Consider the following 25,397-nt stretch of genomic DNA (forward strand, 5'->3'; position numbering starts at 1 on the left):
GGAGCAAGCGACGGCCTTCAATCTTACCGAAATATAATAATTGACCTATGTCAGGTCAGCTTCGTCACATGTGCAGCGGCTTGAAGAAGGTCGCGAGTGCGGCTTCCTTCACGGCTTCCGACATGGTCGGATGCGCGTGGCAGGTGCGGCCGAGATCTTCCGACGAACCACCGAATTCCATCAGCACGGCCGCTTCGTGGATCATTTCGCCGGCGCCGAGCCCGATGATGTGCACGCCGAGAACGCGGTCCGTGTCCTTGTCGGCGAGAACCTTGACGAAACCATCAGAGGCGAGCATGGCGCGGGCGCGGCCGTTGGCGGTGAACGGGAACTTGCCGACCTTGTAGGCGACGCCTGCAGCCTTCAGCTCTTCCTCGGTCTTGCCGACGGAGGCGACTTCCGGCTGGGTGTAGACGACGCCCGGGATGACGTCGTAGTTCACATGGCCGTGCTGGCCGGCGAGGATTTCGGCGAGTGCCACGCCCTCGTCTTCCGCCTTGTGGGCGAGCATCGGACCCTTGACCACGTCGCCGATGGCATAGATGCCGGCAACATTGGTGCGGTAGTGGCCGTCGATCTCGACGCGGCCACGATTGTCGAGCGCAACGCCGGCTTCTTCGAGACCGAGGCCCGCCGTGTAAGGCTTGCGGCCGGTCGCGACGAGAACGACATCGGCTTCCAGCGTCTGGGCTTCACCGCCCTTGACCGGCTCGAACGTCACCTTTGCGCCTTCGCCGGACTTTTCGACACCGGTGACCTTGGCACCGAGATTGAATTCGATGCCCTGCTTGGCAAGGATGCGCTGGAACTGCTTGGAGACTTCGCCGTCCATGCCGCCGAGGATCGTGTCGAGATATTCGACAACGGTGACCTTGGCGCCGAGACGCGACCAGACCGAGCCGAGCTCGAGGCCGATGACACCGCCGCCAACGACGATCATCTTGCCCGGCACCTTTTCGAGCGCGATACCGCCGGTCGAGGATACGATGACCTTCTCGTCGATCTCGACGGCAACGCCCGGGATGCCGGCAACGTCGGAGCCGGTGGCAATCACGATGTTCTTGGTTTCGAGCACCTGGACTTCACCGGCGTTGTTGGTCACCTCGACCTTGCCAGCACCGAGGATCTTGCCGGTGCCCTGAATGCCATCGATCTTGTTCTTCTTGAACAGGAAGGAGACGCCCTCGACGTTCGACTTCACGGTCGCGTCCTTGTGCGCCATCATCTTCGGCAGGTTCAGCGTCGGTGCGCCGACGTCCACGCCGAGGTCGGCCATGCCATGGGCCGCATGGTGGAAGACTTCCGATGCATGCAGCAGGGCCTTGGACGGGATGCAGCCGATGTTGAGGCAGGTACCGCCATAGGTGGCGCGCTTTTCGACCACGGCAACCTTCATGCCGAGCTGGGCCGCCTTGATGGCGCAGACATAGCCGCCGGGGCCAGAGCCGATAACGATGACATCATAAGACATGGGGAGCTTCCTTCGTTTTCGACGGTTATCGACCGCCGCTGACATTCAAGATGGCACCCGTCACATAGGATGCCTGAGGCGAGAGGAGATAAAGAACACTGTCGGCCACTTCGTCCGCCGTTCCGGGCCTTTGCATCGGAACGATCGGCGCGAGGTCGCGAGCCCGGTTCGGCAGGCCGCCCGATGCGTGAATTTCGGTATCGATGATGCCGGGCCTGATAGCATTGACCCGAACACCTTCCGTTGCGACTTCACGCGCAAGCCCAAGGGTGAACGTGTCGACAGCACCCTTGGCAGCGGCATAGTCGACATATTGCCCGGGCGCTCCGAGCACGGCTGCGATGGAGGACAGGTTGACGATGACACCGCCCTGCCCGCCATGTTTCGTCGACATCCGCTTCACCGCCTCCGTGGCGCAGCGGATCTTGCCGATCACGTTGATGGCAAAGATGCGGTCGAGCCGCGCGCGGTCGAATTCATCGACCCGCGCCGTGACATCCACCACACCGGCATTGTTGACGAGACCATGGAGCGGCCCAAGACGATCGACCGCGGCAAAGATGGCGGCAACACCCTCTTCCGTGCCCGTATCGCCCTGGACGATCTCGGCCCTGGCGCCCTGTGCCCGGCAATCGGCGGCGACGGCTTCGGCAGCCGACTGGTCCGAGCGATAGTTGACGATCAAGTCATAACCCTGCGCGGCGGCCTTGCGGCAGACAGCGGCACCGATTCCGCGGCTTCCGCCAGTGACGAGAACGAGGGGACGTTGGCTCATGCTGCACATCCCTTGAACTCGAAGACATCCCAGGGCGCTGCCTCCATGCCCTTGCCGATCACGGAGGACAGGACAGCCGGCCCGAAGCCGGGCAGGAGAATGGCGTCAGGAGCGTCGGCGCCTTCCGGCGGCAGAAGGTCCACGTGGCCGGTCTTTTCGTCGATGCCGTAGACGATGCCCTTCCAGATGGTGCAGGCGGCGATATCCGCGCCCGTCACGTCACCCTCGGGGCAGTTGTTCATCAGCATCGCCACCGGCCGTTCGATCTCGGGGTCGAACATGACATGGCCATCGAGCTTGAAGGAGCCGATCTCGCTGCGGAAGCCGTGGCTGACAGGCGTATTCTCGCCACTCGCCGCCGAGAACACGAGTTCGACGCCGGTTTCGGCTTCGCGATAAGTCGTCTTCTCGATCGGGCAATTGGCGGCGAAGGCCGCGTCAGCGAGCGCGAGCGCTGCCAGAAGTATTATTGCCCTTGAAGACGCGCCCATCCCGCACCTCAAAACGCCAGCGCGAGGAACATGAGGCCGAGGCCGGCCATGGCACCGAGCCAGACGAGCGAGCGGATATAGGGAATGCCGGCGAGATAGAGCGGGTAGTAGACGATGCGTCCGACGAACCAGATGATCGCGCCGGTCAGTCCGAGACCGGAGACTTCGCCGGTGAACAGCAGCCCCGCCGCCAGTGCGATGAAGGCCGGGTAGGTTTCGCGGAAGTTGGAGGACGCCCGCGCGGCGCGGCCGGCGAGCTTGCTCTCCGGCTGCTTGTTCTCATCACGCGGGCCGGCATTCCACTCCGTGCCCAACTCCTTGGTGGCGAGCATGCCCTGCAGAAGGACATGCGCGACAAGCAGGATTACGCTCCAGGCGAGGAGCAGGACAAGCGGAGAGGCGGAAGCGGAAACCGGCTCCATTGTGAAGTCTCCTTAGAGGTCGAGAACCAGACGTTCCGGATCCTCAAGGCTTTCCTTGACGCGAACGAGGAAGGTAACGGCTTCCTTGCCGTCGACGATGCGGTGATCGTAGGAGAGCGCGAGATACATCATCGGACGGATGACGATCTGGCCACCGACGACGACCGGACGCTCCTGGATCTTGTGCATGCCGAGGATACCCGACTGCGGGGCGTTCAGGATCGGCGACGACATCAGCGAACCGTAGACGCCACCGTTCGAGATGGTGAAGGTACCGCCCTGCATGTCGGCCATCGAGAGCTGACCGTCACGGGCAGCCTTGCCGAGGCGACCGATTTCCTTTTCGATTTCGGCGATCGACATCTGGTCGGCATCGCGCACGACCGGAACCACGAGACCCTTGTCCGTGCCAACGGCGACGCCGACATGGCAGTAGTTCTTGTAGATGATGTCGGTGCCGTCGATTTCGGCGTTGACGGCCGGCAATTCCTTCAGCGCATGCGTGACGGCCTTGGTGAAGAAGCCCATGAAGCCGAGCTTCACGCCATGCTTCTTCTCGAAGATGTCCTTGTAGCGGTTGCGCAGATCCATGACGGCCTTCATGTCCACCTCGTTATAGGTGGTCAGCATGGCAGCTGTGTTCTGTGCATCCTTCAGGCGCTTGGCGATCGTCTGGCGCAGACGGGTCATCTTAACGCGCTCTTCGCGCGAGGCATCGTCAGCCGAGGAAGCCGGACGCGGTGCAGCCGGGGCAGCGGCCGGAGCCGGTGCGGCAGAACCCTTGGCGATGGCGGCGAGTACGTCACCCTTCAGCACCTGACCGCGCTTGCCGGAGCCGTCGACGTCAGACGTGGAGATGTTGTTGTCGGCAGCGAGCTTGGCAGCGGCAGGAGCAGCCGGCATGGACGAGGCGGCAGCAGGGGCGGCCGGAGCGGCGGCTGCCGGAGCAGGCGCAGCAGCCGGAGCCGGTGCGGCAGCCGGAGCAGGTGCAGCGGCGCCGGCAGAACCGGCAGCGCCTTCGGCAATCTGGCCGAGCAGCGCGCCGAGACCGACGGTCTCGCCGTTCTGGGCGACGATTTCGGTCAGAACGCCCGAGGCCGGCGACGGGACTTCGACGGTCACCTTGTCGGTTTCCAGTTCGACGAGCGGCTCGTCAGCCTTCACGGTGTCACCGACCTTCTTGAACCAGGTGCCGATGGTGGCTTCGCTGACGGATTCGCCGAGGGTGGGTACGCGGATTTCAGTGGCCATGATCTCAATTCCGTTGGTCAGAGAACGTTACGGTCTGCGGGGAGTAGTCTGGGCGGATCAACCGCCCAGAGCGTCCTCGAGGAAGGCTTCGAGCTGGGCGAGGTGCTTCGACATCAAGCCGGTTGCCGGCGAGGCGGCAGCCGGGCGACCGGTGTAGCGCACCCGCTGGTACTTGGCGTCGATATGGGCAAGCACCCATTCCAGATAGGGATCGATGAACGACCAGGCGCCCATGTTCTTCGGCTCTTCCTGGCACCAGACCATCTCCGCATTGCGGAAGCGCGAGAGCTCGTTGATGAGCGCCTTGGCCGGGAACGGATAGAGCTGTTCGATGCGCAGCAGGTAGATGTCGTCGATGCCGCGCTTTTCGCGCTCTTCGAGCAGGTCGTAATAGACCTTGCCCGTGCACATCACGACACGACGGATCTTCGCATCCTTCTGCAGCTTGATCGGGCCGTCCTTGATGACCTCGGCATCGTCCCACAGCAGACGGTGGAACGAGCTTTCGCCGGCCATTTCGGCGAGGCTCGACGTGGCGCGCTTGTGGCGCAGCAGAGACTTCGGCGTCATCATGATCAGCGGCTTGCGGAAGTCGCGCTTCATCTGACGGCGCAGGATGTGGAAGTAGTTCGCCGGCGTCGTGACGTTGGCGACCTGCATGTTGTCTTCCGCGCACATCTGCAGCCAGCGCTCGAGGCGGGCAGACGAGTGTTCCGGACCCTGACCTTCATAGCCATGCGGCAGAAGGCAGACGAGGCCGGACATGCGCAGCCACTTGCGTTCGCCCGACGAGATGAACTGGTCGAAGACGACCTGTGCACCGTTGGCGAAGTCGCCGAACTGGGCTTCCCAGAGCGTCAGCGCGTTCGGACGGGCGAGCGAATAGCCGTATTCGAAACCGAGCACGGCTTCTTCCGACAGCATCGAGTTGATGACTTCGTAGCGCGCCTGGTTCGGAGCGAGATTGGCAAGCGGGATGTAACGCTCTTCGGTCTCCTGATCGTAGAGAACCGAGTGGCGCTGCGAGAAGGTGCCGCGTTCGCAATCCTGGCCGGAGAGACGGATCTTGTGGCCTTCGACGGCAAGCGAACCGAAAGCAAGGGCTTCGCCCATCGCCCAGTCGATGCCTTCGCCGGTCTCGATCATCTGCGAGCGGTTTTCCATGAAGCGCTGGATGGTGCGATGCGCCTTGAAGCCTTCCGGAATGGTCGACAGCTTGCGACCGATCTCCTTCAGCTGCTTCATCGGCACAGCGGTCTTGCCGCGACGCTGCTCGTCGGCATTGTCGGCGGTGCGCAGACCAGACCAGGCGCCATCGAGCCAGTCGGCCTTGTTCGGCTTGTAGCTCTGGCCGGCCTCGAACTCCTGCTCGAGATGCGCGCGCCAGTCGGCCTTCATCTTCTCGAGTTCGCCTTCCGAGATCAGGCCTTCCGCGATCAGACGTTCGCCATAGAGCTGGACGACCGTCTTGTGGGCGCGGATTTCCTTGTACATCTTCGGCTGGGTGAAGCTCGGCTCGTCGCCTTCGTTGTGACCGAAGCGGCGATAGCAGAACATGTCGACGACGACAGGCTTGTGGAACTTCATCCGGTATTCGGTGGCAACCTTGGCCGCATAGACGACGGCTTCCGGATCGTCACCATTGACGTGGAAGATCGGCGCTTCGATCATCTTGGCGACGTCGGACGGATAAGGCGACGAACGCGAGAAGGCCGGATTGGTGGTGAAACCGATCTGGTTGTTGATGATGAAGTGCATGGTGCCGGCAACGCGGTGACCGCGCAGGCCGGAGAGACCGAGGATTTCGGCAACGACGCCCTGGCCGGCAAAGGCCGCATCACCGTGCAGAAGCAGCGGCAGAACCTTGGCGCGCTCCTTGAGCGGAATGACGTCGCCTTCCCAAGCCTTGGCAATCTGGTCCTGCTTGGCGCGGGCCTTGCCCATGACGACAGGGTTGACGATTTCCAGGTGCGACGGGTTGGCCGTCAGCGACAGGTGCACCTTGTTGCCATCGAATTCGCGGTCCGACGACGCGCCGAGGTGGTACTTCACGTCGCCCGAGCCTTCGACTTCGTCGGGCTTGAACGAACCGCCCTTGAATTCGTGGAAGATCGCGCGATGCGGCTTGCCCATGACCTGGGACAGAACGTTCAGGCGGCCGCGATGGGCCATGCCTAGAACGATCTCTTCCATGCCTTCCTGGCCGCCGCGCTTGATGATCTGCTCAAGTGCCGGGATCAGCGACTCACCGCCATCGAGACCGAAGCGCTTGGTGCCCTTGTACTTGACGTCGATGAACTGCTCGAAACCCTCTGCCTCGATCAGCTTCTGCAGGATGGCCTTCTTGCCGTTCGGCGTGAATTCGACGCCCTTGCCGGGGCCCTCGATACGCTCCTGGATCCAGGCCTTTTCTTCCGGATTGGAGATATGCATGAACTCGACGCCGAGCGTCGAGCAATAGGTGCGCTGCAGGATGTCGAGCATCTGCGGGATCGTGGCGTATTCCAGACCCAGCACGTTGTCGATGAAGATCTTGCGGCCGTAATCGGCTTCGGTGAAGCCGTAAGCGGTCGGGGACAGCTCGTTGTAGTCGTCGACCGGAGCAGCGAGACCCAAGGGGTCGAGCTTGGCATGCAGGTGACCGCGCATGCGATAGGCGCGGATCATCATGATGGCGCGAACGCTATCGCGGGTTGCCTGCAGCACTTCGGCTTCGGAAACCGGCTTGCCCGTGGAAGCGGCGGTCGCTTCGGCCTTGGCCTGGACCTTCTTCTCGATGGCCTTCTCGACCACGCCCCAGTTGCCGTCGAGCGCATTGACGAGATCACCGCCTTCGGCGATCGGCCAGTTCTTGCGCTTCCAGGAGGCGCCGGAGGCTGCCTTCTTCACGTCGCCGGGATTGTCGGCGAGTGCCTTGAAGAAGGCCTGCCATTCGTCGGAGACCGAAGAAGGGTCTTCCTGATAGCGTGCGTAAAGCTGTTCGATATAGGCCGCATTCGATCCGTCGAGGAAGGACGTGATCAGAAACTGCTCGTTGGCTTCTTGCCTACCCATTGTGTTTCGCGAGCGTCTCGGCTCGCCTCCCGACTTGAATTGATGGCCGGATGCCCGGCCTGCCGCTCGCGATCGCAAAAAAGCGAATCGTCCTAAAGATGCGAAGTCCAGGCGTAGGATTGGAGGACCAATCCTACGCCTGGCTTGATTTTCGTCAGGTCTTAGCCCTTGAGGACTTCGACCAGGGTCTTGCCCAGGCGTGCCGGCGAAGGCGAAACCTTGATGCCGGCGGCTTCCATGGCGGCGATCTTCGATTCCGCATCGCCCTTGCCACCAGAAACGACAGCACCGGCATGGCCCATGGTGCGGCCCTTCGGCGCCGTACGGCCAGCGATGAAGCCGGCCATCGGCTTCTTGCGGCCCTTCTTGGCTTCGTCGATGAGGAACTGCGCCGCATCTTCTTCAGCCGAACCGCCGATTTCGCCGATCATGATGATCGAGGTGGTTTCCGGGTCAGCCAGGAACATCTCGAGCACGTCGATGAATTCGGTACCCTTGACCGGGTCGCCACCGATACCGACGGCGGTCGTCTGGCCGAGGCCTTCGTTCGAAGTCTGGAACACCGCTTCATAGGTCAGAGTTCCCGAACGCGAGACGATACCGACCGAACCCTTGCGGAAGATCGAGCCCGGCATGATGCCGATCTTGCATTCTTCCGGCGTCAGGATGCCCGGGCAGTTGGGGCCGAGCAGCCGCGACTTGGACTTGTCGAGCTTGGCCTTGACCCGCACCATGTCCATGACCGGGATACCCTCGGTGATGCAGGTGATGAACGGGATCTCGGCGTCGATCGCCTCGATGATCGCGTCAGCAGCCCCTGCCGGCGGAACGTAGATCACGGATGCGTCCGCACCGGTCTTTTCCTTGGCCTCGGCAACGGTCGCGAAGATCGGCAGGGTTTCACCCTTGGAGCCGGTCCAGTTTTCGCCACCCTTCTTCGGATGGATACCGCCGACCATCTGCGTGCCGTAATAGGCGAGCGCCTGTTCGGTGTGGAAGGTGCCGGTCTTGCCGGTCAGGCCCTGCACGAGGACCTTGGTGTTCTTATTCACGAGAATGGACATTCTTTGATCCCGATCTCTACCGTGAGCTCTTGCGTCGTTTCATCCATAGAATGGCGACGCAGCAAATTATGACGATGCCGACAGCGGCGAAGGGGGAAAGCGGCACACACAATGTGAACGCTGCCGGTGATGCATCCTCAAAGAACGCTTCACAAAACTTTTCCTCTTCCTGCCACCAAAACCAGCAGGCAATGAGAGCCAGCACCGCAAATGCGACGATGGCTCTCGTATTCATCAGCCGTTGATCGCCGCGACGATCTTCTTGGCGGCGTCGTCCAGATCGTCGGCTGCGGTGATCGCCAGGCCGGATTCGTTCAGGAGCTTCTTGCCAAGTTCGACATTGGTGCCTTCGAGGCGAACGACGAGCGGAACCTTCAGGCCGACTTCCTTCACGGCGGCGATGACGCCTTCCGCGATGACGTCGCACTTCATGATGCCGCCGAAGATGTTGACGAGGATGCCCTCGACCTTCGGGTCGGCCGTGATGATCTTGAAGGCAGCCGCGACCTTCTCCTTGCCGGCGCCACCGCCGACGTCACAGAAGTTTGCCGGCTCCTTGCCGTAGAGCTTGATGATGTCCATCGTCGCCATGGCGAGACCGGCACCATTGACCATGCAGCCGATATTGCCGTCGAGGGCGACATAGGCGAGGTCCCACTTGGAGGCTTCGATTTCCTTCGAGTCTTCTTCCGTTTCGTCGCGCAGTTCGCGCACGTCGTCGTGACGGAAGAGAGCGTTGCCGTCGAAGGAGACCTTGGCGTCGAGAACGCGCAGGTGGCCGTCCTGCATGACGATCAGCGGGTTGATCTCGAGGAGCGCCATGTCCTTCTCGGAGAAGGCCTTGTAGAGGATCGGGAAGAGCGACTTGGCGTCTTCGGCAGCAGCACCGGTCAGTTCCAGCGCAGCCGAGATCTTGGCAACGTCGGCATCGGTGACGCCGGCCTGCGGATCGATCGCGATCGTGTGGATCTTCTCGGGCGTGTCATGGGCCACGGCCTCGATGTCCATGCCGCCTTCGGTCGATACGACGAAGGCAACCTGGCCAACGGAACGGTCGACCAGCAGCGAGCAGTAGAGTTCGCGGGCGATGTCCGCACCGTCTTCGATGTAGAGGCGGTTGACCTGCTTGCCGGCATCGCCGGTCTGGGCCGTCACCAGCGTGTTCCCGAGCATGTCCTTGGCGTGTGCCACGACTTCCTCGATCGACTTCGCCAGACGAACGCCGCCCTTTGCGTCAGGACCGAGTTCCTTGAACTTGCCCTTGCCGCGGCCGCCGGCATGGATCTGGCTCTTGACCACGTAAAGCGGGCCAGGAAGCTGCTTGGCAGCAGCTTCGGCTTCTTCGACCTTGAGGATCGCCACACCCTTGGCGACCGGTGCACCGAAGCTCTTCAGAAGAGCCTTGGCCTGATATTCATGAATGTTCATTGTCATGTCCCTGTTGTGGGCCGCCCTGACGGGCTGGTGGCAATTACTTGAGAGCCGGAGCGATGTTGATGCAGGCTTCGCAGAGGCCGGCAACGGCGCCGACGGACTTCTGGAAGGCTTCTTCTTCGGCCTTGTTCAGGTCGATTTCGATGATGCGCTCGACACCGCCTTCGCCGATGATGACGGGAACGCCGACATACATGTCCTTCACGCCATACTGGCCGGTGAGGTAGGCGGCGCAGGGCAGAACGCGCTTCTTGTCCTTCAGGTAGGACTCGGCCATCTCGATGGCGGAAGCAGCAGGTGCGTAGTAGGCCGAGCCGGTCTTGAGCAGGCCGACGATTTCGGCGCCGCCGTCACGGGTGCGCTGGATGATCTCTTCGAGGCGCTCCTTGGTGACCCAGCCCATCTTGACGAGGTCGGTCAGCGGAATGCCAGCGATTGTGGAGTAGCGGGCGAGCGGCACCATCGTGTCGCCGTGGCCGCCGAGAACGAAGGCGGTGACGTCTTCGACCGATACGTTGAACTCAGCCGAGAGGAAGTGACGGAAGCGGGCGGAATCGAGAACGCCAGCCATGCCGACGACCTTGTTGGCCGGGAGGCCGGAGAACTTCTGCAGAGCCCAGACCATCGCGTCGAGCGGGTTGGTGATGCAGATGACAAAGGCGTTCGGGGCATATTTCTTGATGCCGGCGCCGACCTGTTCCATGACCTTGAGGTTGATGCCGAGCAGGTCGTCGCGGCTCATGCCCGGCTTGCGGGCGACACCGGCGGTGACGATGCAGACATCTGCGCCTTCGATGGCGGCGTAGTCGCTCGCACCGGAAAGCTTGGCATTGAAACCTTCGACCGGACCGGACTGGGCGATATCGAGACCCTTGCCCTGCGGGATGCCGTCAGCAATGTCGAACAGGACGATGTCGCCCAGTTCCTTCAGACTGGCGAGATGCGCCAGCGTTCCACCAATCATTCCAGAACCGATAAGAGCGATCTTTTTGCGCGCCATTGTAGACTTCCTTTTGGATCCGCGACCAAGGTCGAGACAAGTTTTAGCCTGCCCTTGTGGACAAACCGCATAGCTCCAAAGGGTCTAAATCGCAAACGATAATTTTCGGTGCATCAATTTCAATCGGTTAGAACATAAAATCCTTACGTAAACGTCAAATATCATGTCACCTGGCCGTCATCATTTTGTCGTTTTGACTGATGCAGCTCCAGATAATCGGCGCTGCGCATCTCGAAAAGACGCGAAACTGTGCGGTCGAATTCGAAGCCTTCGGTGCCCTTTTTCTCCGTCATGAGAGCCTCGGGCATGGCAACCGCGGAGGCAAAAAGCCGAACGCTCGCATCGTAAAGCGCGTCGATGAGGATGATGAAGCGTTTCGTCTCGTTGCGTTTCTCCGGACCGAGATGCGGGATGCCCTCGACGAAGACGACGTCGAACCGCTTGGCAATCGCCAGATAGTCGGATGCGCCGAGCGGCCGCTCGCAAAGATCGCGGAAACTGAAGCGGGCACATCGATTGGCCGCACGCGGCACTTCGATCACGCGCCCCTTCATCTGGATCGAGACGGGAGCCTCGGGAGCCCCCTCGGTCACGCGTTGCCAGGCGATATCCATCATCTTGGGAGCATCGTCGAGCGGCGCGATATAGACCGGCAGGCTCTCCATCTTCTCCAGCCGATAATCGGTCGGGGAATCCAGCGTCGAAACCTGGACGTTCTTTTTCAGGAGATCCACGAAGGGAAGAAAGAGGCCGCGATTGAGGCCGTCCTTGTAGAGATTGTCCGGCTCCACATTCGAGGTCGCGACGAGGGTGCAGCCGCGCGCAAAGAGCTCGGTGAAGAGCCGGGCGAGGATCATTGCGTCCGCGATATCGGTCACGGTGAATTCGTCGAAGCAGAGGAGTTGAGCCTCCTCGCGCAGGGCTGCCGCGACCGGAGGGACAGGGTCGGCCTGCTTGGTTTCGCCGGCCTTCAGTTTCTGGCGGTGGGCATGGATGCGCGCATGCACATCGGCCATGAATTCATGGAAATGGGCGCGGCGCTTCTTCTCGACGGGTGCCAGCTTGAAGAACAGGTCCATCAGCATGGTCTTGCCGCGACCCACACTGCCATGGACATAGAGCCCCTTGATCGGGATCTCCGGCTTCCGTGACCGGGCGAACATCCAGCCCAACGCACTTTTCTTGGCCGCCGGCTTGCGCGCTTTCAGTTCGGTCAGGATGCGATCGAGCTTCTCGGCCACATCGAACTGGTAACGGTCGGGCTGAAGCGTCCCCGCCTCCGTCATAGCGCGCAATTGCTCAGCGACGCTCAAGCCGTAGTCAGGAATTGGCTGCATGAAATGGTGTCCCGCCGGGAGGGTGGCCCCTTGCGGGCCACCGCAGGAATGAGAATGGGATCAGCGGCTCAGGCTGATCGGCTGCCCCGAGGCGGAGCTGCCGTCGAAACGCGCATCGGCCGTCTTGTAAACGCTGCCGATCGTGTTGCCGTTGCGGTCCTTGAGCACGACGGCCTTGCCGGACACTTCCCAAGACCCCATGGTCGTCAGCTCGCCGGCGCAGCCGCGCGTACCGCCGCGCGAGCCGCTGCCGAGATTGGTGAGCGTCAGGAACATGTCGCAGCTCGTGCCGGCGCTCTGGACGCGCCAGTTTCCGACCATCGATTCCTTCGTGACATCGAGCGCAGTCGCGGGCGCCCCGGCTGCCGGATCGAGAGCAGCCGTGGTCGTGGCCGGAGCCGCCGGGAACTGCGACGGGTCGGCGCTGCCCGGAGGCGGCAGCTGGCCGGACTGCACGGACGGAACGGGCTGCGCCTGCAGCGGCGGAAGGGCGCTGTTTGCGGCGTTCATGCTGCTATAGGATGTACGCTGGCACCCCGCGAGCGCCAGAAGGATGGCTGCTCCGGTGACTGCATGGCTGAATTTCATCATTATACTCCCGCTCTCGCGACCTGCGCCGCAACCTGCCGTACAACTGGGTTAGAAATATGTTACGCGAATATGGTTAATCAAGTTCCATATCACGTTCGATCGATAGCCGGCACTATAAGGATAAATTAAGGCCGCCCGAAACTGTTCCCGGGCGGCCTCGCAATCTTGTGACGATGTGGCTCAGGCGCGACGCTCGACCATCATCTTCTTGATCTCGGCAATCGCCTTGGCAGGGTTGAGACCCTTCGGGCAGGCCTGCGCGCAGTTCATGATGGTGTGGCAGCGATAGAGACGGAACGGATCCTCGAGATTGTCGAGACGTTCACCGGTCGCTTCATCTCTGGAATCGATGAGCCAGCGATAGGCCTGCAGGAGGACAGCAGGACCGAGGTAACGGTCGCCGTTCCACCAGTAGCTCGGACAGGATGTCGAGCAGCAGGCGCAGAGAATGCACTCATAGAGACCGTCGAGCTTCTGACGATCCTCGTGGCTCTGCTTCCATTCCTTGGCCGGCGTCGGCGAGACCGTCTTCAGCCAGGGCTCGATCGAGCGGTGCTGGGCGTAGAAGTTGGTGAGGTCAGGCACGAGGTCCTTTACCACCGGCATATGCGGCAACGGATAGACCTTCACGGTGCCGTTGATCTCGTCCATGCCCTTGGTGCAGGCGAGCGTGTTCGTGCCGTCGATGTTCATCGCGCAGGAACCGCAGATGCCTTCGCGACAGGAACGGCGCAGCGTCAGCGTCGGGTCGATATTGTTCTTGATGTAGAGAAGACCATCGAGAACCATCGGGCCGCAGTCATCGACATCGATGTAATAGGTGTCGATGCGCGGGTTGGCACCATCATCCGGATTCCAGCGATAGATCCGGTATTCGCGCACATTCTTGGCACCGGCCGGCTTCGGCCAGACCTTGCCTTCCGTGACCTGGGAATTCTTGGGGAGAGCGAGTTCTACCATGATGAGTTCCTCAAATCAGTAGACGCGAGCCTTGGGCTCGATCTTCTTCGGATCGATCCCGTCGGCGATGAGCTCGGTATGAACAGGACGGTAGTCGAGCTTGACGTCGCCCTCTTCCGATACCCAGGCCAGCGTGTGCTTGCGCCAATTGGCATCGTCGCGACCGCCCATCGGGCCGTCCTTGTAGTCTTCGCGGGCATGCGCGCCGCGGCTTTCCTTGCGGGCCTCGGCGCCATAGACCGTGGTGATTGCGTTGGCCATCAGGTTGTGCAGCTCGAGCGTTTCGACCAGGTCGGAGTTCCAGATCATCGAGCGGTCGGTGACCTTGATGTCGGGCAGTTCCTTCCAGATGGCCGACAGACGCTGGCAACCGCTTTCCAGCGATTCCTGCGTACGGAAGACGGCTGCGTCTTCCTGCATGGCGCGCTGCATCTTGTCGCGCAGCACGGCAGTCGGGGTCTGGCCAGAGGCATGACGCGTCTTGTCAAAGCGGGCCATGATCGCGTCGCAGGCCTGGACGTTGAGCGCCGGGATCGGCTCGGCCTTGTTGATGACTTCGGCAGCCCGGATCGCAGCGGCGCGACCGAAGACCACGAGGTCGATCAGCGAGTTGGAGCCGAGACGGTTTGCGCCATGAACGGATGCGCAACCGGCTTCGCCGACGGCCATCAGACCCGGGATGATACGTTCCGGGTTGCTGGAATCGGCATTCAGCACTTCGCCCCAGTAATTGGTCGGAATGCCGCCCATGTTGTAGTGAACCGTCGGCAGAACCGGGATCGGCTCGCGGGTGACATCAACGCCGGCAAAGATCTTCGCCGATTCCGAGATGCCAGGCAGGCGCTCGTGCAGGACCGCCGGATCGAGGTGGTCGAGATGCAGGAAGATGTGATCCTTGTTCTTGCCGACGCCGCGGCCTTCACGGATTTCCATCGTCATGCAGCGCGAGACAACGTCACGCGAGGCGAGGTCCTTGGCCGACGGAGCGTAACGCTCCATGAAGCGCTCGCCTTCGGAGTTGACGAGATAACCGCCTTCGCCGCGCGCACCCTCGGTGATCAGACAGCCGGCGCCGTAGATGCCGGTCGGGTGGAACTGGACGAATTCCATGTCCTGCAGAGGCAGGCCCGCACGGGCGATCATGCCGCCGCCGTCACCGGTGCAGGTATGGGCAGACGTAGCCGAGAAATAGGCGCGACCATAGCCGCCGGTCGCCAGCACGACCATCTTGGCGGCAAAGCGATGGATCGTGCCGTCATCGAGGTTCCAGGCAACGACGCCGGTGCAGCGGCTGCCATCGTCAGACATGATCAGGTCGAGCGCGAAATACTCGATGAAGAATTCCGCATTGTTGCGCAGCGACTGGCCATAAAGCGTGTGCAGGATGGCGTGGCCGGTACGGTCGGCGGCAGCACAGGTGCGCTGCACCGGCGGGCCTTCGCCATAGTTCTGCATGTGGCCACCGAACGGACGCTGATAGATCTTGCCTTCTTCGTTGCGGGAGAACGGCACGCCGTAATGCTCGAGCTCATAGACCGCTTTCGGCGCTTCCATGGCGAGATACTGCATGGCGTCGACATCGCCGAGCCAGTCGGAACCCTTGACGGTGTCGTAAAGGTGCCACTGCCAGCAGTCCGGCGTCATGTTGTTGAGCGAGGCGGCGATACCGCCCTGGGCCGCGACCGTGTGCGAACGGGTCGGGAAGACCTTGGTGATGCAAGCCGTCTTGAAGCCCTGTTCGGCCATGCCGAGCGTGGCGCGCAGACCGGCACCACCAGCGCCGACGACCACCACGTCATAGGAATGGTCAACATAGGTGTACGCTTTGCCGGTCTGGGCGAAGTTATGAATGGTTGCCATGTTGATTTACCCTACGAATGCGATCTTCAAGATGGCGAAAAGACAGAGACCACCGATCAGGATCGCGAAGAACGTGTTCAGCATCAGAAGCAGAACCTTGGCGATCTCCGCATGGACATAGTCCTCAATGATCACCTGCATGCCGAGCTTCATATGGATCAGGGCCGAAAGCACGACCAGTCCCATGACGACAGCAACAAGCGGGTGCGACAATGCGCCAACCACTTCCGCATAGGGAGCGCCGTTGTACATCACCAGGAAGCCGACGAAGAAGAGAATGAGCGGAATGTTGGAGACGGCCGTCAGACGCTGACGCCAGAAATGCTCGGTGCCTTCCTTGGCCGAGCCGAGACCGCGGACCTTGCCGAGCGGAGTGCGCATATCCATGAAATGGTGCCTCAGGTGCGAATGATATAGGCAACGACCCAGACGAGGATCGTCAGGACGACGGATGCGACGATGTTCGCCTTGGCGAGCTTCGTGGAGAAATGCTTCTCGAAGCCGTAGCCGACATCCCACATCAGGTGGCGCAGGCCGCCCAGCATGTGATGGATCAGCGCCCAGGTGTAGCCGAACAGGATCAGCCGACCGATGATGGTTCCCATGAACCAGTTGACCCACTCGAAGTAATCGGCACCCGTTGAAGCGGCCACCAGCCACCACGCGACCAGGATCGTGCCGAAATAGAGCGCGCCGCCAGTGATGCGGTGCAGGATCGACATGACCATGGTGGGAATAGGCTTGTAGATTTGCAGGTGCGGCGACAGGGGCCGGTTTTTTGTCACATTCGCCATCTAAACCTCGCGGCGTCTCGATGCGGTCCGATCATACGGACATCTTGTTCGCAATGCGTCATAGCGTTCTGGTGCATTGCATCAGGGGGACGTTTAATCCTCGAACTCCCGGACGACAAGCACATTCGCTTGACGATTTCAATTTAATCGATTCGCGTGAACAGACCTTTAGCGTCACGCCGAACCGCAGTTCCCGTTACGAAAAAAGCGTTGATGTGGATGACTTTAGCAACCACTTGCGGCATGCTGCGTTAACGATTTGTTAACCGCGTTCCGGAGGTGCCCCATGCTAAAGTATCGTCTTGTCGCAACAGCAGCGACCCTCCTTCTGGCCTCCTCGGCAACCCTCGCCGAGGCAGGAGACAGGCATCACCGATACGAGCGCCATCACCATCACGGACGCACCCAGGCCATCATCGGCACCGATGGGCTGCCTTCCGTTGTCCCCGGGATCGGCACCTTCAGCGGTGGCATTTCGGCCTTGCAGATCAAGGGCAATGGCGTTTTCATCGCCGTCGACGGAGGGGTTGCGCCCCAGGTCATCGACTATCGCGCGCCGAAGGCGAAAATCATTGAAGTTTCAGCAGAAAATCAGGACGAGGCCTGCTCGTTCGAAGCTGGCGTCTGCGTGATCCGGCCCGATTACTGACGGAATTTCCAGACCGTCGTCTTCTTCACTTCGCTGTCTTCCAGCGCCCGCGTCACGGGCACCTCGTAAGTCGCCAACGGCTCGAGGTGTGCGGTCGGACGATAGCTCCGGCCGGGATCTCCCACGAGAACGAGACAGCCGCTTTCCGCCAGGTTCACGAACCACTCGACCAGAGCACGTGCGAAGTCGCTGTCATAGAAAACGTCTCCTGCGAGAACCACATCGAAGTCGACGGATCGACCGATCAGGTCGTCATCGGTAAAAGCCAGATCGACACCGTTGAGAGCGGCATTCAGCCGCACCGCAGTTCGAGCCCAGGGATCGATATCGGCGGCCAGCACCTCGGCCGCCCCGGCTTTCGCCGCAGCGATGGCAACGAGACCGGATCCGCTGGCGAAATCCAGCACCCGTTTGCCCTCCACCGTCTCGGGATGATCGAGAACGTAGCGGGCGAGCCCCTGCCCACCCGCCCAGGCAAAGGCCCAGAAAGGCGGCGGCAGACCGATCTCCTCCAGATCCTCTTCCGTCTTCAGCCAGAGATCATGCACTTCGCTCGCAAGATGCAGCCGGATCTCCGGCACATGCGGCGGCGAGAGCACGCTGGTATTCTCGAGGATGAAGCGCTCGGGATCGGTCTTCACGGTCGGTCAGACGGGCGGATTGTCGAGCCCGCCCATGCGGCAGACCTCGAAATACTCGTCTTCGGTCACCGGCTGGACGGAGAGCCGCATCGACGTGACCAGCGACATCTTGGCGAGCTTTTCATTCGCCTTGATGTCCTTGAGGCTCACCGGCTTCGGCATGTCACAGACGGCGCGGATGTCGACACAGTCCCAGCGGGCATCGCCCTCGGCGGTCGAATCCGGATGCGACAGCGCACAGACCTCGACGATCCCGACCACTTCCAGCCCCTCGTTCGAGTGGTAGAAGAAGCCCTTGTCGCCGATCTTCATCGCCCGCATGTTGTTGCGGGCGAGATAGTTGCGGACGCCGGTCCATTCTTCGCCGACCTCGCCCTTGGCCTTCTGCATTTCCCAGGACCACTTGAAGGGTTCGGACTTGTAGAGCCAGAATGCCATCGTCTTTACGCCTCGGGATTGTTGAAGACCCAGTTATAGGGCTTGATCTCGACCGTCTCGAACAGGCCGGCCTTGGCATAGGGGTCCTGCGCCGCGAGCGCCTTGGCGGCTTCGATATCGTCAGCCGCGATGAGCAGCATCGAGCCACAGGGCTTGCCGTCTGCATCGAGGAAAGGACCCGCGATCTTCAGCTGGCCCGCAGCATTTAGTCCATTCAGCCACTCGACATGCGGCGGACGCGTTTCCATCCGAAGGTTCAGGTGTCCGGGCTTGTCGGCGCAAATGACGGCAAACAGCATCTCTTGTCTCCTAGGGGATCTCTTATTCGGTGGTGATCGGTCGTGACATCAGTTGGGTGATGGCAGTCGGGATGTCCAGCCTGCCATCGATGATCGCGGCAACGGCTTGCGTGATCGGCATCTCGATCTGGCGACCCTCGGCAAGCCGCGCGGCAACGGCGGCGGCGAAGGCACCTTCGACGAGCGCGCCATGCTGGGCAGCGATGGGCTCACCTTTACCCAGAGCAATGCCGAAACGCAGGTTGCGCGACTGATGACTGGTGGCTGTCAGGACAAGGTCTCCGAGACCCGACAAACCCCGCACCGTGTCGCCGCGTCCGTCCATCGCATCCACAAGCCGAGACATCTCGGCAAGCCCGCGGGCAATCAGCGCCGCCCGAGCCGAATCGCCAAGGCCCATGCCTTCGACGATGCCGCAGGCGATCGCGAGCACATTCTTGAGCGCGCCGCCGAGCTGCACGCCGATCCGGTCGTCGGAGGCATAAAGCCGGAAGGTCTGGCCCGAAATGGCCTTGGCAAGCTGTTCGGCCAGCGGCAGGTCTTTGGCCGCGATCGCCATGGCCGTCGGCAGGCCCTTGGCAATGTCGGCAGCGAAACCGGGACCCGACAGCATGGCGATCGGATGCCCGGGCAGTGCGCTTTCCAGCACATCGGTGAGGAGCCGTGAACTTTGCTTCTCGATGCCCTTGGCGCAGATCACGATGGGCGCGCCCGGCTTCAGATGCGGCCCATAGGTTTCCGCCGCCGCGATCTGGGCCTGGGACGGCATGGCGAACAGCACGATATCCTGATCCCTCAGATCTTCGGAACGCGATGAGAAGGCGAGCGTGTCGGGAAGCCGGATGCCCGGCAAGGCAGCCTCGTGCAGGCGGCTCGCAGCAAGATCTGCCATCACGGACGCATCGCGACCGATGAGCACGACGGCGACCTTGCCGGTCTGCGCCATGACGGCGGCCAGGGCCGTGCCGAAGGCACCGGCACCGATGACGGCAATACGCTGCATCCCGCTCATGCCTTGGCTCCGCGCTTGCCATAGGCGAGCAGCGCCTTGGCATCCTGGTCGAGCGGCCAGCGCGATCTCGGCGCCACAGTGAGATCATCCGAGGCCATGCCGAGCGCCATGCGCTCAAGCCCCGCCCAGGCAATCATTACGGCATTGTCGGTGCAGAGATGATGCGGCGGCGCGACGAAGCGGAAGCCAAGCTCGGAGCAGAGGGCATCGAGCGTCTGGCGCACTTCCTTATTGGCCGCGACACCGCCGGCCACGACCAGCGCAGGCTCGGCAACATCGGGATAGGTTTGCTTGAACCGCTGAAGCCCGCGGCCGATGCGATCCTTGAGCGTGCGCGAGATGGCATGTTGGAAGGAGGCGCAGATATCGGCAATGTCCTGATCGGTGACAGGCGCGATCCCTTCGGCGGCCTGGCGCACGGCGGTCTTCAGGCCCGAAAACGAAAAGTCGAGGCGCGCCTCGCCGACCAGCGGACGGGGGAAAGCAAAACGCTTGGGATTGCCCGTGGCCGCTGCCCGCTCGACGGCGGGACCACCGGGATAGGGCAGTCCGAGCAGCTTGGCGGTCTTGTCGAAGGCTTCGCCCAGCGCATCGTCGATCGTCGTGCCCCAGCGCTCGTAGTCTCCGACGCCCTTGACCAGAACGAGCTGCGTGTGGCCGCCCGAAACGAGCAGCATCAGATAGGGGAAAGCGACGGCATCCGTCAGCCGGGCTGTCAGCGCATGGCCTTCGAGATGGTTGACGGCGTAGAGCGGTTTGCCCGTGGCCTGGGCGATGGCCTTGCCGGTCATCAGGCCTACGAGCAGGCCGCCGATCAGCCCGGGGCCCGAGGTGGCGGCGATGGCATCGACCTCGGCCAGCGTGATGCCGGCGCGGGTCAGCGCCTCTTCGATGAGTGTATCCAGCGCATCCACATGGGCGCGCGCCGCGATCTCCGGCACCACGCCGCCATAGGCGCTGTGCTCGTCGAGCTGGCTCAGGACGACATCCGCTTCCGTGACAGCCGAGCCGTCTGCAAGCCGCGTGACGACAGCCGCCGCCGTCTCGTCACAGCTCGTTTCGATGCCGAGGATGCGCAGTTTGGATGTCATGGAACCTGTTCATTGATTGCGGTCACCGAGAAACCGGTCTACGAAACCTGTCGGTAACAACGGACAAGTTCGGATGCAAACAAAACCTTTTCGCATCGGCACACGCGGCAGCCCGCTCGCTCTCGCCCAGGCTTCGGAGACACGTGCCCGGCTGATGATCGCCCATGATCTGCCGGAGGACATGTTCGAGATTGTTGTGCTCTCCACCAAGGGCGACCGGATCACCGACCGCGCTTTGTCGGAGATCGGCGGCAAGGGCTTGTTTACCGAGGAACTGGAAGAACAGCTGCTCTCGGGCGACCTCGATTTCGCCGTGCATTCTTCAAAGGACATGCCGACGAAACTCCCGGAAGGGCTTTTCCTGTCTGCCTACCTGCCGCGTGAAGATGTCCGTGACGCCGTCGTCGGGCGCACCGCGCCGACATTGAAAGATCTGCCGCACGGCGCGACCGTCGGCTCCTCCTCGCTGCGACGCCAGGCCCTCATCCGCCGCATGCGCCCTGACATCAAAGTCATCACCTTTCGCGGTCTCGTCGACACCCGCCTGCGCAAGCTCGCCGAGGGCGAAGTGGATGCAACCCTCCTCGCTTTCGCCGGCCTGAAGCGGCTCGGCAAGCCGGAGATCCCGACAGAGCTGCTGGATCCGAGCGAGTTCCCACCGGCACCGGCCCAGGGCGCGATCTGCATCGAGAGCCGCATCGGCGACAGCAGGGTCAATGACCTGCTCGATGCGATCAACGATCGCGACACCTTCGATGCCGTCAGCTGCGAACGTGCCTTTCTGGGCGCACTCGACGGTTCCTGCCGCACACCGATCGCAGGCCACGCCACCGTGGACGGAGATGCTCTCCGCTTTGCCGGCATGATCCTCACGCCCGATGGCAGCCGCTGGCACGATGTCGAGATCGACGGCAGCCGCACCGACGCCGCCATCCTTGGCGCCACAGCGGGCGGAACGATCCGCAGCAAGGCCGGCAGCGACTTTTTCGACAGCTGGAATTGAACCATGCGCGTTCTGGTGACGCGCCCTGAGCCGGCATCGGCCCGCACCGCCGCCGAACTCGAGCGCCGTGGCCACGAACCCGTCCTGCTGCCTCTGATGCAGGCTATCCAGCAGCCGGAAGCCCTCATGAAGGCGCCGGAAACGAAGGCATCCGCGCTGGCAGTCACCAGCGCCGAGGCGATGCGGGTGCTGGAGACACTGCCGCAGGACCGCCAGGCACCCTATCTCGCACTGCCTGTCTTTGCCGTCGGCCGCGCTACGGCGCGAGCGGCAGAGGCTGCGGGCTTCGGCGCGATCTCGACTGCAGACGGCGACGGCAACTCCCTCGCAAAACTGCTGATCTCAAGCATGGATGCGACAGCACCGATCGTTTACCTGACCGGCACCCCGCGATCCCCAGACTTCGAGGCGGCCTTGCAGGAGGCCGGATACGCACTCGATCTACGAGAATGTTACCGCATGCTCCCGACACGCCTGTCTGATGCCGCAGTGGCTGACAGGCTCGACCCCATGCCGGACGCGATCCTCGTCTACTCGTCCGAGACAGCAAGGCGGCTCGCCGAGCTATTCGACAGGACAGCCCAGAGTCTGGACTGGCAGCGGGCACGTTTTCTGTGCCTGAGCGACAAGATCGCAAGCGCTCTCCCGACAGAATTTCAAGCCAGAAGCCAATGGCCGATGGAACCTCGGGAGGACCTTCTCCTTCTTCTGCTTTGATGCAGTGCCGCGCGAAATGGAACCTCGGCCCTTTCCTTCGCCTTGAGGACTGACTAGGTTTAATCACACGCGCGAAATGAAGAGGTTGCCATGGTTTCCGGAAAGCCACCCCGTCGATCGAAAGCTCCCGAGGATCCGGTGACGATCGACCTGACCGCACAGGAAGCCAAAAAAGCCGAAGAAAACGGCTTGCCCGAGGCTTCCGAATCGGACCCCGCCTCCCCTTCGCCTTCAGTGGAGGAAACGTCGTCCGCGGTGCCCCTGAGCGAGCAGCAGACCGACACTGCCACCGATCCCTGGGCACCGAAGCCGGATGAGACGGAGGCCGCGTCCACACCTCCCATCGAAGAGCAGGAAGCATCGGCAGACACCGCGCGGACCGAAGAGCCAGCACCCGCGCCACAACCCGTCCGCCAGTCTCCGGCGACATCGACGCTGGTCGCATCCGGCATCTTTGGCGGCCTGGTTGCCCTCGCTCTTGCAGGCAGCATGCAATATGCCGGCATCGTCCCCGGGCTCGGACCGGACCAGCAGGCGCAGGCGCCGGCTATCGACACGACAGAGCTTGACGCCCTGAAGGCCGAAGTGGCGAATCTTGCCGCGCGGCCGGCAGCCGAAGGGACCGACCCGGCCCTGGTCGAACGGGTCTCCGCCCTTGAGGAAAGTGTTGCCAATGCCACGTCGACCCCAACGGCCGATGCAGCAGCGGTGGAAGCGCTCAAGACACAGCTCGCAGGCGCAGAACAGGCCATCCAGTCCCTGCGGGCGGAGATCGCCAGCAACAAGCAGGCGCTCGAACAGAGCACGACACGGCTTGATGAAGCCGAGCGCAAGCTGGAAGAACCGCGCAGCGATGTGGAAATGGCCCGCGCGATCGCCCTCTCAGGCCTGAAAACGGCCATCGACCGCGGTGGTCCGTTCCTCTCGGAGCTCGATGCGCTGAAGAGCGTCTCGCCGGAAGATCCGGCAGTTGCGGCTCTGGCGCCACTTGCCAGCAATGGTGTGCTGTCGCGCAGCGATCTGAGCCGGGATTTCAACCAGGTTGCGGACGACATTCTTTCCGCCATCAACCAGCCGGAGGCCGGCGAAGGCTGGACGGATCGTCTGCTGGCAAGCGCCCGCTCTCTCGTGAAGGTGCGGCCTGTCGGCAATGTCGAGGGCGAAACACCGGAAGCCATCGTGGCCAGGATCGAAAACAAGCTGCAGAATGGCGACCTGAAGGGGGCAGCCCTCGAATGGGAAACGCTGCCGGAAGCCGGCAAGCAGGCATCCTCAGACTTCGCGACGAAGCTGAAGAACAGGATCGAGGCGGAAGAGCGGGTGGCCTCTGCCCTGTCTCAGACCGTTGCCGGGAACGGAGGCTGACCCATGACCACCATTCTCAAGATCCTCTTCTTCTTCGCCTTCATCCTGGCCCTCGGCTTTGGTTTTTCCTGGATCGCCGACCGTCCGGGCGAGATCTCGCTGATCTGGGAAGGCCAGCAATACAACACCGACCTGATTGTCGCGGTAACGGCGCTCGTTGCGCTGGTGGCCGCGATAATGGTTCTGTGGTGGCTGCTGCGCACACTCTGGACCTCGCCCCACTCGGTTCGCCGCTTCTTTCGCGCCCGCAAGCGTGATCGCGGTTACCAGGCCCTCTCGACCGGCCTGATCGCAGCCGGTGCCGGCAACGCCATTCTCGCGCGCAAGATGAGCGCGCGGGCCCGCGGCTTGATCCGGGCGGATCAGGAGCCGCTGATCCGCGTCCTCGATGCGCAGGCCGCCTTGATCGAAGGCCGCCACGACGAGGCACGCCGGCTGTTCCAGGAAATGTCGGAAGACCCGGAGACACGTGAGCTTGGTCTGCGCGGGCTTTATGTCGAAGCCAACCGCTTGGGCGCGCATGAGGCCGCCCGGCAATATGCAGAAACGGCCGCGGAAGCAGCCCCTTACCTGCCCTGGGCCGCTAAGGCGACCCTCGAACATCGCTGCCGCGCCGGGCACTGGGATGACGCGATCCGACTGCTGGATCAGCAGAAGATTGCCCATGTGCTGGAGCGTCATGAAGCCGAACGCCTGAAGGCGGTGCTGCTGACGGCAAAGGCCGAAGACCAGCTCGAGGCTGAGCCTTCCGGCGCCCGCGACAGTGCCTTAAAGGCCCTCAAGCTCTCCAGGGGTCTGGTGCCCGCAGCAATCGTCGCCGCCAAGGCCTATATGCGCGAGGACAATCTGCGCAAAGCGTCGAGCACGCTCGAACAGGTCTGGAAGATCGAGCCGCATCCGGAAATTGCCCGCGCCTATGTGCGGGCGCGCAGCGGCGACAGCGCCGTTGACCGCCTGAAGAAGGCCGAGAAGCTCGAAGCACTGAAGCCCAACAATTACGAATCCCTGATGGTCGTCGCCGAAGCAGCGCTCGATGCGCAGGACTTCAAGAAGGCCCGCGCCAAGGCGGAAGCTGCCGCCCGCATCGCATCCCGCGAACGCGTCTATCTTCTGCTTGCCGATATCGAGGAGGCGGAAACCGGTGACCAGGGCCGCATCCGTCACTGGATGGGTCAGGCGCTGAAGGCACCGCGCGACCCGGCATGGGTGGCCGACGGCCATGTCTCCGAGCGCTGGATGCCGATTTCTCCGATCACCGGCCGTCTGGACGCCTTCGAATGGAAGATGCCTTTCGACCAGCTCGCCGGATCGATCGAAGAAGGCAGCGTCTCCGAGGGGGAAAAGGCGCTCGCTTCCCTTCCGCCTGTCGCAAAGGACGATACCCCACCTCAGAGAGAGCCGGAGGTCGTGAAGACACAGCCGAGGATCGTCGAGGCCGAGGGGCCGGTGATCGATGCCGATGTACCGGCCAAATCTGCCGAACCGGAAGAGGTATCTGCAAAGCCGACAAAGCCCGAAAAGCCTGCGGTGGTCGTGGCCAAGGAGAATGCGCCCGCGAAGGACGCGACCGTCGTTGAACCTTTCTTCGGGCGCCCACCGGATGATCCGGGCGTCAAGGATCCGGCACTCGCGGCACAGGAACCCAAGACCCGCCTGAAGCTCTTTTGACAGGAAACCG

At 62.3% G+C, this 25,397-nt stretch carries 25 protein-coding genes; 5 read left to right on the forward strand and 20 right to left on the reverse strand.

The features are described 5' to 3' along the window. Positions 1-64: 64 nt before the first annotated feature. The 15 genes from lpdA to sdhC all read right to left on the reverse strand — a co-directional run bounded on the left by lpdA (position 65) and on the right by sdhC (position 16,504). On the reverse strand, positions 65-1,471 hold the full coding sequence (lpdA, locus tag M1E12_RS17870) for a dihydrolipoyl dehydrogenase (protein WP_479562781.1): 1,407 nt from the start codon (positions 1,469-1,471) through the stop codon (positions 65-67). Between the two features lie 25 nt (positions 1,472-1,496). After that, positions 1,497-2,246 carry an SDR family oxidoreductase gene (locus M1E12_RS17875; protein WP_136539486.1) on the reverse strand — a complete coding sequence of 250 codons (750 nt, stop codon included), beginning with the start codon at positions 2,244-2,246 and terminating at the stop codon, positions 1,497-1,499. Further along, positions 2,243-2,737, reverse strand: a complete 495-nt coding sequence (locus M1E12_RS17880) for a hypothetical protein (protein ID WP_479562782.1) — start codon at positions 2,735-2,737, stop codon at positions 2,243-2,245. Before M1E12_RS17880 ends, M1E12_RS17875 begins: the two co-directional genes overlap by 4 nt. A gap of 8 nt (positions 2,738-2,745) precedes the next feature. Next, positions 2,746-3,159, reverse strand: a complete 414-nt coding sequence (locus M1E12_RS17885; protein ID WP_479562783.1) for an MAPEG family protein — start codon at positions 3,157-3,159, stop codon at positions 2,746-2,748. Between the two features lie 12 nt (positions 3,160-3,171). Further along, the gene (gene odhB / locus M1E12_RS17890; RefSeq protein ID WP_479562784.1) at positions 3,172-4,410 is read right to left on the reverse strand and encodes a 2-oxoglutarate dehydrogenase complex dihydrolipoyllysine-residue succinyltransferase; all 1,239 of its coding nucleotides are present in this window, start codon (positions 4,408-4,410) and stop codon (positions 3,172-3,174) included. Between the two features lie 57 nt (positions 4,411-4,467). Further along, positions 4,468-7,464, reverse strand: coding sequence for a 2-oxoglutarate dehydrogenase E1 component (locus M1E12_RS17895; protein ID WP_113461511.1), 2,997 nt, complete (start codon positions 7,462-7,464; stop codon positions 4,468-4,470). A 161-nt stretch (positions 7,465-7,625) separates the two neighbouring features. After that, positions 7,626-8,528: a succinate--CoA ligase subunit alpha gene (gene sucD, locus M1E12_RS17900; RefSeq protein ID WP_113461512.1), complete on the reverse strand. Its 903-nt coding sequence runs from the start codon at positions 8,526-8,528 to the stop codon at positions 7,626-7,628. 234 nt (positions 8,529-8,762) lie between these two features. Next, entirely contained in the window at positions 8,763-9,956 is a 1,194-nt protein-coding gene (gene sucC / locus M1E12_RS17905; protein ID WP_479562785.1) for an ADP-forming succinate--CoA ligase subunit beta, read from the reverse strand. A gap of 43 nt (positions 9,957-9,999) precedes the next feature. Then, entirely contained in the window at positions 10,000-10,962 is a 963-nt protein-coding gene (gene mdh / locus M1E12_RS17910; protein ID WP_113461515.1) for a malate dehydrogenase, read from the reverse strand. Positions 10,963-11,123: 161 nt separating this feature from the next. After that, complete coding sequence (zapE, locus tag M1E12_RS17915) at positions 11,124-12,299, reverse strand: cell division protein ZapE (RefSeq protein WP_479562786.1); 1,176 nt, start codon at positions 12,297-12,299, stop codon at positions 11,124-11,126. A gap of 60 nt (positions 12,300-12,359) precedes the next feature. Beyond that, positions 12,360-12,887 (reverse strand): protease inhibitor Inh/omp19 family protein, encoded by a 528-nt coding sequence (locus tag M1E12_RS17920; protein WP_113461517.1) that lies wholly within the window; start codon positions 12,885-12,887, stop codon positions 12,360-12,362. Positions 12,888-13,070: 183 nt separating this feature from the next. Further along, a complete protein-coding gene (locus M1E12_RS17925) occupies positions 13,071-13,850 on the reverse strand; it encodes a succinate dehydrogenase iron-sulfur subunit (protein WP_113461518.1) in 780 nt (259 codons plus the stop codon). A 15-nt stretch (positions 13,851-13,865) separates the two neighbouring features. Further along, positions 13,866-15,710: a succinate dehydrogenase flavoprotein subunit gene (gene sdhA, locus M1E12_RS17930; RefSeq protein WP_479562787.1), complete on the reverse strand. Its 1,845-nt coding sequence runs from the start codon at positions 15,708-15,710 to the stop codon at positions 13,866-13,868. Between the two features lie 6 nt (positions 15,711-15,716). Continuing rightward, positions 15,717-16,097 (reverse strand): succinate dehydrogenase, hydrophobic membrane anchor protein, encoded by a 381-nt coding sequence (gene sdhD, locus M1E12_RS17935; protein ID WP_113461520.1) that lies wholly within the window; start codon positions 16,095-16,097, stop codon positions 15,717-15,719. A gap of 11 nt (positions 16,098-16,108) precedes the next feature. Beyond that, the gene (gene sdhC / locus M1E12_RS17940; RefSeq protein ID WP_113461521.1) at positions 16,109-16,504 is read right to left on the reverse strand and encodes a succinate dehydrogenase, cytochrome b556 subunit; all 396 of its coding nucleotides are present in this window, start codon (positions 16,502-16,504) and stop codon (positions 16,109-16,111) included. 286 nt (positions 16,505-16,790) lie between these two features. Between sdhC and M1E12_RS17945 the strand changes: the two genes are divergently transcribed. After that, positions 16,791-17,153, forward strand: coding sequence for a hypothetical protein (locus M1E12_RS17945; protein ID WP_310242799.1), 363 nt, complete (start codon positions 16,791-16,793; stop codon positions 17,151-17,153). Here M1E12_RS17945 and M1E12_RS17950 read toward each other — a convergent pair. From M1E12_RS17950 to tsaD, 5 genes are read right to left on the reverse strand one after another with little or no spacing between them, the layout of a single operon-like run. Beyond that, entirely contained in the window at positions 17,147-17,794 is a 648-nt protein-coding gene (locus tag M1E12_RS17950; RefSeq protein ID WP_479562788.1) for a class I SAM-dependent methyltransferase, read from the reverse strand. The two genes, M1E12_RS17945 and M1E12_RS17950, sit on opposite strands and share 7 nt — an antisense overlap. Before the next feature lie 6 nt (positions 17,795-17,800). Further along, positions 17,801-18,232, reverse strand: coding sequence for an EVE domain-containing protein (locus M1E12_RS17955; protein ID WP_113458939.1), 432 nt, complete (start codon positions 18,230-18,232; stop codon positions 17,801-17,803). Positions 18,233-18,237: 5 nt separating this feature from the next. Continuing rightward, positions 18,238-18,531: a YciI-like protein gene (locus M1E12_RS17960; RefSeq protein ID WP_112239476.1), complete on the reverse strand. Its 294-nt coding sequence runs from the start codon at positions 18,529-18,531 to the stop codon at positions 18,238-18,240. Between the two features lie 22 nt (positions 18,532-18,553). Next, the gene (locus M1E12_RS17965) at positions 18,554-19,543 is read right to left on the reverse strand and encodes an NAD(P)H-dependent glycerol-3-phosphate dehydrogenase (protein WP_479562789.1); all 990 of its coding nucleotides are present in this window, start codon (positions 19,541-19,543) and stop codon (positions 18,554-18,556) included. Continuing rightward, positions 19,540-20,634, reverse strand: a complete 1,095-nt coding sequence (tsaD, locus tag M1E12_RS17970) for a tRNA (adenosine(37)-N6)-threonylcarbamoyltransferase complex transferase subunit TsaD (protein WP_479562790.1) — start codon at positions 20,632-20,634, stop codon at positions 19,540-19,542. The genes M1E12_RS17965 and tsaD overlap by 4 nt, the downstream gene beginning before the upstream one ends. Positions 20,635-20,707: 73 nt before the next feature. Between tsaD and hemC the strand changes: the two genes are divergently transcribed. The 4 genes from hemC (at position 20,708) to M1E12_RS17990 (ending at position 25,387) form a co-directional block, all read left to right on the forward strand. Next, positions 20,708-21,637 carry a hydroxymethylbilane synthase gene (gene hemC, locus M1E12_RS17975; RefSeq protein WP_479562791.1) on the forward strand — a complete coding sequence of 310 codons (930 nt, stop codon included), beginning with the start codon at positions 20,708-20,710 and terminating at the stop codon, positions 21,635-21,637. Positions 21,638-21,640: 3 nt separating this feature from the next. Further along, entirely contained in the window at positions 21,641-22,354 is a 714-nt protein-coding gene (locus M1E12_RS17980; protein ID WP_479562792.1) for a uroporphyrinogen-III synthase, read from the forward strand. Between the two features lie 90 nt (positions 22,355-22,444). Continuing rightward, positions 22,445-23,719: a mitofilin family membrane protein gene (locus M1E12_RS17985; protein WP_479562793.1), complete on the forward strand. Its 1,275-nt coding sequence runs from the start codon at positions 22,445-22,447 to the stop codon at positions 23,717-23,719. A 3-nt stretch (positions 23,720-23,722) separates the two neighbouring features. After that, positions 23,723-25,387 (forward strand): heme biosynthesis HemY N-terminal domain-containing protein, encoded by a 1,665-nt coding sequence (locus M1E12_RS17990; protein ID WP_479562794.1) that lies wholly within the window; start codon positions 23,723-23,725, stop codon positions 25,385-25,387. Positions 25,388-25,397 lie beyond the last annotated feature (10 nt).

The organism is Rhizobium sp. K33, assembly GCF_056501445.1.